Annotated in this window: 15 protein-coding genes; 5 read left to right on the forward strand and 10 right to left on the reverse strand. The window is 71.1% G+C overall.

Translation table 11 applies throughout. The features are described 5' to 3' along the window. Window position 1: 1 nt before the first annotated feature. Both ACJ6WD_RS26865 and ACJ6WD_RS26870 read right to left on the reverse strand, forming a co-directional pair. Window positions 2-892 carry a hypothetical protein gene (locus ACJ6WD_RS26865; protein ID WP_407616686.1) on the reverse strand — a complete coding sequence of 297 codons (891 nt, stop codon included), beginning with the start codon at window positions 890-892 and terminating at the stop codon, window positions 2-4. Window positions 893-1,045: 153 nt separating this feature from the next. Next, a complete protein-coding gene (locus ACJ6WD_RS26870) occupies window positions 1,046-1,885 on the reverse strand; it encodes a hypothetical protein (RefSeq protein WP_233660146.1) in 840 nt (279 codons plus the stop codon). Window positions 1,886-2,149: 264 nt separating this feature from the next. Between ACJ6WD_RS26870 and ACJ6WD_RS26875 the strand changes: the two genes are divergently transcribed. Then, the gene (locus ACJ6WD_RS26875; protein ID WP_331249126.1) at window positions 2,150-2,533 is read left to right on the forward strand and encodes a VOC family protein; all 384 of its coding nucleotides are present in this window, start codon (window positions 2,150-2,152) and stop codon (window positions 2,531-2,533) included. A 152-nt stretch (window positions 2,534-2,685) separates the two neighbouring features. Here ACJ6WD_RS26875 and ACJ6WD_RS26880 read toward each other — a convergent pair whose 3' ends face one another. Further along, on the reverse strand, window positions 2,686-3,084 hold the full coding sequence (locus ACJ6WD_RS26880; protein ID WP_376436842.1) for a hypothetical protein: 399 nt from the start codon (window positions 3,082-3,084) through the stop codon (window positions 2,686-2,688). A gap of 106 nt (window positions 3,085-3,190) precedes the next feature. Further along, the gene (locus ACJ6WD_RS26885; RefSeq protein ID WP_407616687.1) at window positions 3,191-4,090 is read right to left on the reverse strand and encodes an aminoglycoside phosphotransferase family protein; all 900 of its coding nucleotides are present in this window, start codon (window positions 4,088-4,090) and stop codon (window positions 3,191-3,193) included. Between the two features lie 720 nt (window positions 4,091-4,810). Between ACJ6WD_RS26885 and ACJ6WD_RS26890 the strand changes: the two genes are divergently transcribed. From ACJ6WD_RS26890 to ACJ6WD_RS26905, 4 genes are all read left to right on the forward strand, one after another. Next, on the forward strand, window positions 4,811-5,113 hold the full coding sequence (locus ACJ6WD_RS26890; protein WP_407616688.1) for a hypothetical protein: 303 nt from the start codon (window positions 4,811-4,813) through the stop codon (window positions 5,111-5,113). Between the two features lie 65 nt (window positions 5,114-5,178). Beyond that, on the forward strand, window positions 5,179-5,874 hold the full coding sequence (locus ACJ6WD_RS26895; protein WP_331249123.1) for a helix-turn-helix domain-containing protein: 696 nt from the start codon (window positions 5,179-5,181) through the stop codon (window positions 5,872-5,874). A gap of 32 nt (window positions 5,875-5,906) precedes the next feature. After that, window positions 5,907-6,464 carry a DUF3291 domain-containing protein gene (locus tag ACJ6WD_RS26900; RefSeq protein ID WP_233660140.1) on the forward strand — a complete coding sequence of 186 codons (558 nt, stop codon included), beginning with the start codon at window positions 5,907-5,909 and terminating at the stop codon, window positions 6,462-6,464. Window positions 6,465-6,823: 359 nt separating this feature from the next. Then, window positions 6,824-7,999 carry a glycosyltransferase gene (locus tag ACJ6WD_RS26905; RefSeq protein WP_376436850.1) on the forward strand — a complete coding sequence of 392 codons (1,176 nt, stop codon included), beginning with the start codon at window positions 6,824-6,826 and terminating at the stop codon, window positions 7,997-7,999. Window positions 8,000-8,054: 55 nt separating this feature from the next. Here the strand turns inward: ACJ6WD_RS26905 and ACJ6WD_RS26910 are convergent, their stop codons facing one another. The 6 genes from ACJ6WD_RS26910 to ACJ6WD_RS26935 form a co-directional block, all read right to left on the reverse strand. Then, window positions 8,055-8,300 carry a CsbD family protein gene (locus ACJ6WD_RS26910; protein WP_331249121.1) on the reverse strand — a complete coding sequence of 82 codons (246 nt, stop codon included), beginning with the start codon at window positions 8,298-8,300 and terminating at the stop codon, window positions 8,055-8,057. A gap of 48 nt (window positions 8,301-8,348) precedes the next feature. Beyond that, on the reverse strand, window positions 8,349-8,756 hold the full coding sequence (locus ACJ6WD_RS26915; protein ID WP_331249120.1) for a gas vesicle protein K: 408 nt from the start codon (window positions 8,754-8,756) through the stop codon (window positions 8,349-8,351). Further along, window positions 8,746-9,009 carry a gas vesicle protein gene (locus tag ACJ6WD_RS26920; protein ID WP_233660137.1) on the reverse strand — a complete coding sequence of 88 codons (264 nt, stop codon included), beginning with the start codon at window positions 9,007-9,009 and terminating at the stop codon, window positions 8,746-8,748. The genes ACJ6WD_RS26915 and ACJ6WD_RS26920 overlap by 11 nt, the downstream gene beginning before the upstream one ends. Then, entirely contained in the window at window positions 9,006-9,809 is an 804-nt protein-coding gene (locus tag ACJ6WD_RS26925) for a GvpL/GvpF family gas vesicle protein (protein ID WP_407616689.1), read from the reverse strand. Before ACJ6WD_RS26925 ends, ACJ6WD_RS26920 begins: the two co-directional genes overlap by 4 nt. Next, entirely contained in the window at window positions 9,806-10,204 is a 399-nt protein-coding gene (locus ACJ6WD_RS26930; protein WP_331249152.1) for a gas vesicle protein, read from the reverse strand. Before ACJ6WD_RS26930 ends, ACJ6WD_RS26925 begins: the two co-directional genes overlap by 4 nt. An 81-nt stretch (window positions 10,205-10,285) precedes the next feature. Beyond that, window positions 10,286-10,537: a gas vesicle protein GvpG gene (locus ACJ6WD_RS26935; RefSeq protein WP_275467224.1), complete on the reverse strand. Its 252-nt coding sequence runs from the start codon at window positions 10,535-10,537 to the stop codon at window positions 10,286-10,288. Window positions 10,538-10,589: the final 52 nt, after the last annotated feature.

Raw genomic sequence — 10,589 nt, forward strand, 5'->3', positions numbered from 1 at the left:
TTCAGTCGGCCCGCGCGGCGACCGGCTCCGCCACCGGCGCGCGTCCGCCCCGGGTCCTGCGCTCCTGGACCTGCATGACGGCCATGAGGCCGAGCAGGACGGCGAGCAGCACCAGCGACGAGCCGGTGGTGCCGAGGTCCAGGCCGCCCTTGGCGATCGGCTTGGTCAGGAAGTCGCCCGCGGTCGCGCCGAGCGGGCGGGTGAGCACGAACGCCAGCCAGAACAGCAGGACGTTCGGCACGGCGGGCGCCTTCATCAGGGCGACGAGCACGGCGAGCGCTCCGGCGACGAGCAGCGCCCCGCCGCCGTAGCCGAGGCCGGAGCTGTCGGACAGGAAGTCGCCCATGGACGTGCCGAGGGTGTTGGAGACGAGGATCGCCGACCAGAACAGCGCCTCGCCGCGGAAGGTGACGATGTCCCGGATCCGGAACGTCATCCCGCTGACCTTCCAGAGCGCGAAGATGGCCAGCAGGACCGAGATCAGGATGGCCGCGCCGATCGGGTAGCCGAGGCCCAGTCCCTGCGGTCCCCAACCGAGCGAGGTGGAACCGCCGGAGAGGTACGCGGCGCTGGCGTCGCGGTTCATGAAGTCGGACATCGTGGTGCCGGCCATGCTGGTCGAGAGGATCACCGTCCAGTAGGAGAACGGGTGGTAGCGGCGGGAACGGAGCTGGACGACCAGCGTCACCACGAAGATCAGGAACAGCGCGATCGTGGTGAGGAAGTAGCCCAGTTTCAGGGTCTGGGAGAAGAGGTCTCCGGCGGTCTCCCCCAGCGTCGTCGCGGCGATCTTCATGACCCAGAAGGCGAGGGTGACTTCGGGCAGCTTCTTCAGCACCGCTTCCGGCGGGCTCGTGACGTCGTGGTCGACGAGGACTTGCGACTGCTGCAAGGCGGGGGCTCCTGGTGTGGTCGTGGCGCGGGGCGAGCGCTCCGCCGTGCGGGCGAGCGCCCCGCGGGACGGGCGACCGCCGGGGGACGATCGCCACATCCGACCTTGGCAGGGGCAGCATGAACGCATCCTGAACGCCCGCCGCCCGCTCCCTCAGCCCGCGTCCGGCACCCTCTCCTGAGGGGGCGTCACGTCCTTCCGCGTCACCGTCAGGTACCCGACCAGGGCGAGGATGACGGCGAGGAACAGGGCGCTGGTGACGACGGTGCCCAGGCCCAGACCGCCGTCGCCGGTCGGTTGGGAGAGGTAGTCGCCGAGGGACGCGCCGAGCGGACGGGTCAGCACGTAGGCGATCCAGAAGCTCCACACCGCGTCCAGCCCGAGCATGAAGTGGGCGAGGGCGACTGCGGCGATCGCCAGGCCGAACAGGACCGCGGAGAGCCAGTACCCGAGGGCCAGGCGTTCCGACACCAGGTCCCCGGCCGCCGTGCCGAGGGCGAAGGTGAACAGCACGGCGAGCCAGTAGAAGGACTCGCGCCCGGTGGTGTCGATGTGGTGGATGGACAACGTCCGTTCCCGCCGGTACCAGACCGCGAAGACGATCGCCAGGACGAGGGCGAAGACGCTCGTGCTGGCCGCCAGGGGGACGCCCAGGTTGTCGGTGAGGTTGTCGCTGACCAGCGTGCCGACGACGCTGATCAGGGCGACGGCCAGCCAGTAGACGCCGGCGCGGTAGGTGCGGCTGCGGAACTGCACGACCAGGACGACCGCGAGCAGGGCGCTCATCAGGGCCGACACCCCGGTCAGGCCGAGGCCGGCCCGGGCGTTGAGCAGGTCGGCCGCGGTCTCCCCGACCGTCGTGCACAGCACCTTGATGATCCAGAAGTAGAGGGTGACTTCGGGCACCTTGTTCCCCAGCAGGCGGCGGCCGGACGGTGCGGCTCCGCTGCCCGGCACGGTCGGCGCGGGGATGGGTGAGGTCTCGGATGTCATGAGGCCCGACCGTGCCACGAGCCACCTGAACGCATCCTGACTGCCGTGCGTCCTCGGCAGAGCGCCGGAGGCGCCGATGCCGAACAGCCAACGCCGGGACGTGCCCCTCCAGGTCGGCGAGGACCGCTCCTACGGCACCAGAGCGGGAGCCTACGGACGCAACCGGCGGGACCACCTGTGGCCGCCCGGGACCCCGAGCGGTGCGCGCGAGGAGCGCACGCAACCCTGTGGCGCCTGGCGCGGAGATCAGGGACGCTCGCACCCATGGTCTCGGTGGTGCAGAACGTGGCGATCGACTGCGCGGACGCCTACGCGCTCGCTCGGTTCTGGAGCAGCGCGACGGGCTGTCCGCTGCATCCGGAGGATCGACCCGGCGACCGGGAGGTCCAAGTGATGCTGTCCGAGGGCCCGGTGCTGTACTTCAACCAGGTGCCCGAGGCGAAGACGGTCAAGAACCGGATCCACCTGTGTCTGCGCCCCGAGACCTCGCGCGATCAGGAGGTGGACCGACTGCTCGGCCTCGGAGCCGCCTTCGTCGCCGATCACCGGAATCCCGACGGTTCGGGCTGGGCGGTCCTCGCCGACCCCGAGGGCAACGAATTCTGCGTGCTGCGCAGCGAGTCCGACCGGGCCGCGGGGCGTTCCTGACGCGAACGCACACGCGCACGCGCCGCCCCGACCGGCTACGCATGACAGGTGGCCGCGCCCGGACCGCCGCCGCCCGGCGCACCACAACGGCCGGCCGTCACGAACGAAACGCTCGGCACGCGGCGGCCGGCCCCACCGCCCCGTCCGCTCCCTTACCGCTTTCCACCGCCGGACGGAGCTCCGCCCCGCTGCTTCGCGACGTTCAAGGCCCACAGCACCAAGGGCGCCTGCAACGGCAGGCGTGCCAGGGCAGCGGCCTTCAAGGGGGCCGGGCGACGGCGCCAGTCGACGGCCATCTGCACGTTGGCCGGGAACACCGCGACGAAGAACCCCGCCGCGGCCAGCGCCGCCACGCGCCGCGTGCGCGGCAGCGCCACGCCGGCGGCCAGGGCCAGTTCCACGGCCCCGCTCGCGTAGGTCCAGGTCCGCGGAGAGCCGGGCAGGGCACGGGGAATGGTCGCGTCGAACTGCTGGGGGACGACGTAGTGCGCGGCCGCCGCCCCGGCCAGGAGTCCGGCGAGGTACCGGGGGGATCGAGCTGACAGTGACATGACGCCTCCTTGAGGAATTCCGTCACCTTACTCGCCGGTACGACCATCCGGCCGCCGGGATCAACGAAGGACCTGGGCCGGCTCGTGCCTACCCGCAGCGGCCCCCTCAGCCCTCGTCGAGCACCGCCCGGATCACGTGCCGGGCGTTGTGCGCCATCGCCGGGTTCGTCCTCCGGTAGTACGGCAGCGCGATGAGCGCCTGCGAGAGCGCCCGTCCCCGGCCGCGGATCCAGGTCGCGTCGTCCACGCCCAGCGCCGCCCGGAAGACCTCCCGCGCACCGGCGGGCAGCAGGTTCCACGCCGGGAACAGGTCGCAGGCCGGATCCCCCACCCCCAGGCATCCGAAGTCGATGACGGAGGTCAGCCTGCCGCCGTCCACCAGGACGTTGCCCGGCATGAGATCGGCATGCAGCCACACCGGCGGGCCGTCCCGGTCAGGCGCCCGCAGCGCGTCCTCCCACACGGCGGTGGCGGCATCGCAGTCGACGCCCTCCTGCGGGACGCCCCGCAATGCTTCGATCGCCGACCGGGTCCCTTCGTCGAGCAGGGCGATCGGCCCGCCCCGGTGGGCTTGCGGCGCGCCGGGAAGGGTGACGCTCCGCATCGCCGCCACGAATGCGGCCAGGTCCTCGGCAAGCAGGGCCGGCGCGCGCAGCGCTCCCACCTCGGGGTGCTCGCCCGTGAGCCACCGGTACACCGACCACGGCCACGGATACCCCTCGGCCGCGCGCCCGGCTCCGAGCACTTCGGGGACGGGCGTGGGCAGGCGGGGCGCGAGCCGCGGCAGCCAGGTGCACTCCCTCGACACGTCGTCGGCCCCGCCCTTCACCAGCGGGAGCCGTACGACCATGTCGTCGCCCAGCCGGTACATGGCGTTGACCGTGCCGCCGGACGGCAGCCGCTTAACTGCCAGCCCCACCCACCGCGGGAACTGTCCGGCGATCAGCCGCCGCACCAGGTCGTCGTCGACGGGGTGCATGTCGGGATGCATCTGCCCTGCGCTCATGGCACGTCATCCGACCTGCCGGCGCCGAGGAACGTCAAACGCGTTTCCGGCCGACCCGCCTCCTCAACACGCTTTCCCCTCTGCCCATTTCGCCAGGCACAGGCTTCGCGCAGAACTCCACCCGTCGCCCCCAGAGGCACCCACCGACGTCTGTTTTCCGTACGTCTTCCGCATGCTTCGGTCGTACTCGGCGGCGGGCTCCAGGCCCAGGGGAACGCGGTGTTCGTCGAGGTGCTCGGGATCGTGCACGAGGCGGGGCTGCCTCACATCGCATCGCATCTCTTCTCTTCTCATCGCATCGCATCGCATCGCTGCGAGTTTCGGTGAATGCTGGACGTTGAGCGATCGTTGAAGGAACGTTCACCTCCGCTTCCTAGCGTTTCCGGCGCAGTGATCACAGGTCAACGGCTGGGTGGAGTGGGCATGTCGTTCCGCACGCGAGGCAGGAGCACGATCTCTTCCTTATGCGCCAGGGCGAACACGTCCCGGTGGCGGGCCGCGGTCACCGCCGGGGTGCTGGCGAGTGCGTCCGTGGTGGCACTGGGGGCGGCTTCCGCGGCGCCCCAGGATTCGGACGGGTCGACGCGGGCCGCCGTGCAGGCGGCCCCGAAGACGGAATCGACGCGCGGGCTCTGGTCGCCACCGACGCACCGGACCGAGGGCCCCGAGGCTCCAGGGACGGGTCCGGGGAGGCCCGACGCCGACTTCGCGATCGAAGAGGTGTCGCCGGCGCAGCTCCGGAGCTCGGCGTACCCGACGTACCTCAGCGGCGTCAGCGTCACGTGGCGCGTACCCACGGGGCGGGATCCGCACGCCGGCCGGGACTGGATCGAGATCGTGGACGGCAACGGCCAGCGTGTCACGTGGGACTGGGTCTGCCGCCAGGCCCACTGCGGCGCGAACGGCGCGACACCGATCACAGCGAACCTGCGGCGGCACGCCGCGTACAAGGCCCTCTACTGGAGCGATCGGAGCCGGGTGGGCAAGAGCCGGCTCCGGGCCGAGTTCGCGTTCCGGACCTGACGCCGCAGGCCCAGGCCGCACCGCGCTCTCCGCTCTCCCCTGCGGGGCGTTCCTAGAATGACTGGGTGGAGAACATCGAGGCGATCGCGGCGTTGCAGGATCCGGTGCGACGCCGCTTGTACGAGTACGTGGCGGCGCAGGGCCGCGAGGTCGGCCGCAACGAGGCCGCCGAGGCGGCAGGGGTGGCGCGCACGCTCGCGGCGCACCACCTGGACAAGCTGGCCGAGGTCGGGCTGTTGGAGAGCGGCAGCCGCCGCCTGACGGGCCGTTCGGGGCCCGGGGCGGGGCGTCCCGCCAAGGTGTACGCGCGGGCGCGGGGCGAGCGGTCGGTGTCACTGCCCGCCCGCGACTACCGCACCGCCGCCGAACTGCTCGCCGAGGCCGCCGAGGAGGCCGGGTTGGATGCCGGGCTGCGCGCGGCCGCGCGTCGCCGGGGTGCGGCCCTGCGCGGCGCGGCGGCGCCCTGCGGCGGCCTCGAAGAGGCCATGGAGACGCTGGCGGCCCGCGGTTACGAACCTCACCTGGAGGGCCCTGAAGGTGGCGACGACACCGCGGACGCCGAGCCGGCCGGGCGCGTCGTCCGCATGCGGAACTGCCCGTTCCACGCCGTCGCGGAGGGCTTTCCGCCGCTGGTCTGCGGGATGAATCTCGCGCTGCTGGAGGGGCTGTTCGGGACGGATGGTTCCGTTCGTGCCCGTATGGACGCCCGTCCCGGGGAGTGTTGCGTGGTGATCGAGAATTCTAAAAACAATCATCATTGACATAGAAATCCGGGCCGTGCTGGGATGACGTCATGACCGCATCCGCGCATGCCGCCGTCCACCTCGCCCAACTCAACGTCGCCACGCTCCGCCACCCCCTCGACGACCCGCGCATCGCACCGTTCGTCGAACTGCTCGACCCGGTCAACGCCTCCGCCGACGACGCACCCGGCTTCGTGTGGCGGCTCGTTGAGGACGGAGCGGCCGACGCCACCGGCCTGCGCCCGGCGGGCGAGAACGTCATCATCACCATGTCGGTGTGGGAGACCCAGGAGGCCCTGTGGGAGTTCACCTACCGCAGTGGGCACCTGGAGGCGATGCAGCGGCGCCGCGAATGGTTCGAACGGCACGTCGAGGCGCACCTGGTGCTCTGGTGGGTCCCCGCCGGCCACCTCCCGACCGTGGACGAGGGCATGGAACGGCTGGCGGAACTGCGGGCGAACGGGCCGTCCCACCGCGCGTTCACCTTCGCCTCCTCCTACCCCGCCGCCGAGGCCGCCCCGCACCTCCAGGCCGCGTCGTCAGCACCGTCCGAGCAGGCAGCCCGGGACTCGCGGCCGTCGCCGGCCGGCGACGCGGCGGCGGTGTAGGGACGCCGCCCCCGGTACGAGTACGGGTCGTTGGTCCGGCCCTCGGGACCGCGCCCGACGTCGCCGCCGTCCGACCGGCCGTCGCAGAGGCACAGCCAGGCGAACCAGTCGATGCCGGCGTTCCCTTCCAACGTTCCAGGCACATCGCGTTCCAGCAGCTCAGGCGCGATTTTCGCATTCGACCTTCCCGCGGTGTCCGGTCCCCGTGGCGCCTGGGACAGGTCACCGCGCAAGCTCGGGTGGTCCGGCCAAGTCGGGGTGCTGCACTGCGGCAGGACCGCCGGCGCCCCGCTGAGCCCAACTGGTGGCGACGTGATGAGATCACCGCGTACCACCTCGCCGAGAACTGTGGAGTGTCCATGGCCTTACGGATAGCGATCACCGCCGAGCCGGTGCCTTCGCACGTGTCCGCGTTGGATTACGTCATCTGCCCGGCCGTTGAGGAGGGGCACCACGTCGCGCTCCACGCTCCCCCGATGTTCCGCGGCGAAGCCCGGCGGCGCGGGGTGGAGTTCCACCGCGCCGGAACGAACTGGACCTGCGATCCCGTCGTTCAGCAGACCGCGAGCGAGATCTGGAAGGACTTGGGCAACGCGGCCTTCAACAGGTACGTGTTCGGGCACCGTTGGCCGGAACAGGCCGAGGACAAGGCCCGTGACCTGCTCACCGCGTGGACCCGGGCGCGGCCCGACCTGGTGGTCGCGGAGTGCAGCGACCTCGGCGCGCACCTCGCGGCCAAGGTCTTGGGGCTGCCCCTGCTCGCGGCGGACAACGGCCTCGGACCGGTGATCCTCGACCTGTGGGACACCGACGTCGCACCCGCACTGGTCCCCCTCTACAAGCAGTACGACCAGGACCCGCCCGCGTTCCCGCCGATGGTCACCCCTGCGCCGGTCCCGTGGTTCTACCCGGCTCCCCCGCCCTCGGCGCACGCGGTCCGGCGCACCGTCGCGAAGTTCCGCACCGCGCTGCCCGGATGGCAGGACCGCTCCTCCTCCCGCCCGCTCGTCTACGTGAGCCTCGGCACCTTGACCACCGCGATGACCGATCTCCGTACCGTCGTGGAGGGCGCGTACCGGGAGATCATGGCCGCGCTCCTGGCAATCGACTGCGACGCGATCGTGTCCGCCGGCAACCTCGCGGCGCACCTGCGGAGCGACGATCCCCGCGTCAAGGTGGTCGAGCACGTCCCGCAGCCCGCGCTCCTGCGCCACGCCGACCTGTTCGTGACGCACGGCGGCCGGGCGTCGCTGCTCGACGCGGTGCAGGGCGCGACGCCCGTCCTGGCCATGGGTGTTCTCGCCGACCAGCCCGACAACGCCGCCGCGTTCGCCCGACGCGGCCTCGGGCGCGCGTTGGAACTCACGGCGACGCGCAGCGACATCGCCGACGCCGTGACGGAGGTCCTCGGCGCTCCGAGGTACGGCGCCGCGGTGCGTGCCGCCCGCGCCGAGTTGTCCCGACTGCCGGCCCTCGACCTCGTGGCGCAGCGGGACGCCCTGTCAGCCCTTCAGGCCGAAACCCGGACTCCGTGACCAGGGCGCCTGACCAAGCGCTGGTGAGCGTTGGGAATTCCGCGAGCCGAGCGGGTCAGGGTTCGAGCAGATCCTTGCCCTTCTCCACGGTCTTGCGCGCCCTGCCCTGGGTCTTTTCGGCCTTGCCCTTCAGTTCGAGGTCCTTGTTTCCGGTGATCTTTCCGGCCGTCTCCTTGGTCTTCCCCTCTGCCGTCTTGGCGACGCCCTTGGCCTTCTTGCTGATGCTCATGACGTACTCCTCGTGCACTCGGCCGACCCGCTGCGGGTCGACCGCCCTCCCGCAGAGCACCACGGGAGACATGTGTGAATTGTCTCACTTGTCCGGTCCTGTGCCCAGGGGGTCGGGGACTCATTCGGACGGCGGAAGCAACGTTCCGAGGGGCCCCAGATCGAGGTTCAAGTCTTGAAGCGACAGGTCGTACTGGGCACAGAGTTCGGACATCCGGGAATGGAGCAGCATCAGCGTCGTTCCCAGGCGTTCCTCCTGTTCTTCCGTGAGGTCGCCGGCGTCGACGCGTTGGAGCGCCTGGCGTTCCATGAGCTGCCGCAGCAGTTCGACGAGGGTGAGGACGAGTTTGACCAGGTCCCGCTCCACCGTGTCGGGGCCGGTGCTGATCCTCTGCGGCACGGGCCGGGCACCGGCGTTGCGCGGCCGCCCGAGTTCGTGCGGGGTGGCCGGCAGCAGGCGGAACGCACGTGTCGCCGCGTCGGCAACCTCGCCGAAGCGGTCACTGCGCCGGTTGCCTTCAGAAGTCATCGGGAGGAGGGGGGTCGTGGACGTCCGACGTCGGGCGGAGCGCCGTGTCCCAAGGGGACGGATGGTCTTCACTGATCGAGACGATCAGGGCACGCAGCGAGATGCGCACCAGGTCGATGTCGGCGATGGACAGCACGAGGTCACCGCTGAGCACCACTCCGCCACTGAGCAGGCGGTCCAGGAGGTCGATGAGGGCCACCTGCCGTTGCGGGAGTGCACCGGCCGGTGCCGGAGGGCCGCCGGGCTCCGTCACGGCCCACCGTTCCTCGGAGTGGGTTCGGTTTCGGGGGGTGCGGCGAAGGAGTAGGGGGCCCAGGGGCCGGTCACGTCGATCCGTATGCCGGTGAGTCCTCGGGCGGACCCTTCCACTTCGCAGCGGAATGCCTCCGCGTGGTCGGCCGGTACCAGGTAGGCGTCGTTGACCACGTTCTCGCCGGGAGCCGTGAGCAGTTGGCCTTGTTGCGCTCGGTGCTGGGCCCGGTCGACGGCGTGGCCGCGGGCGGCGGAGTCGACACGGGCCGCCACTTCCTCGACGGCGCGGTACACGTCGTCATGTGCGTGGCGCACTGCTCTGCGCCGTCTGAGGTACTCGCGTCCGGAACCCGCCGACGGTTCGGACGGCGCGTCCTCTGCCTCGGTCACGTCCACGTAGATCTTGACGCCCCATTCCACCAGGCCGTCCAAGTCCGCCAGGCGGCGGTCGAACGCCGCCAGGCGCTCGTCGAGCATGGCCCGCACCCGGTCGTCGTCCAGGTAGACCGTCGCCAGACGCAGCGGCATCACCGTGGTGCGTGCGGCCAACGCCTCGATCACCCGGTGGTGGGCCCGCGCGACCGCCTCCAGCCACTGGAGGTCTTCGAGGTGCGTGCGCAACGCCGCTTCGTTGAAGTCGACGGCCGGCACCGCACTCGCGGCGGCGACGACGTCCGTGCGGCGCTCCGAACGCACCAGGTGCACCTCCGCATCCGCAACCCCAGGCACCTCGGCGACGACCTCGTCCAGGCGGCCTTCGCGGTCCCGGGCCACGCCGTACACGTAGCTGACGTCGGTCATGACGCGTCGTGGCTCCTGCCGCGGGGGCTCGACTCCCCGCGTTTGCTGCGGCGTTCGTCGTGCCGTTCGGCGGCCGGCAGTTCCTCCCCGCTGCGCAACGCCTCGATCTCCGCGCGCAGGCGGGCGTTCTCCTCGGCCAGCGAGCGGTGGCCGTCCGCGGCGTGCGAGGAGAGCGAGGGGTCGTGCTCCCACCAGTCGATGCCCATCTCCTTCGCCTTGTCCACGGACGCCACGATCAGCCGCAGCTTGATGGTGAGCAGCTCGATGTCGAGGAGGTTGATCTGGATGTCACCGGCGATGACGATGCCCTTGTCCAGGACGCGTTCGAGGATGTCGGCGAGGTTGGCCGACGAGCCCTGCCCGTACGGGCCGGCCCTGGAGGGGAGGTTCCCCATGCTTCGGGCTACGGGTTCGGTCACGGTGGTCACTCCTCACCCACCGGTTCGTCCGGCGCGTTCGGGGCGGGACGGGGGCCGTCAGGGCTGGGGAGTCCCACGGTGCGCCCTGATCTCCTCAAGTTTGTCGAGCAGTTCGTCCTCGCGCCTGTCGAAGGTCTCCTCGTCGATCTCCCCGGACAGCAGGGCGTCCTCCAGCTCGACGAGTTGCTGTTGGACGGGTCGCGGGTCGTAGTACTCGTCCTCGGCGGCCTCGACGATGCGGTCGAGGATCCAGGCCACTCCGCGTACCGGTGCGAGCGGCAGGGTCGCGATCTGCGTCAGCAGTCCCATGTCCGGCCTCCTCAGACGAAGCTGTAGGCGGGCAGCGGGCCGTGGAGGCGGA

Source organism: Streptomyces sp. VTCC 41912 (genome assembly GCF_045799175.1).
GTDB classification, from domain to species: domain Bacteria; phylum Actinomycetota; class Actinomycetes; order Streptomycetales; family Streptomycetaceae; genus Streptomyces; species Streptomyces albulus_C.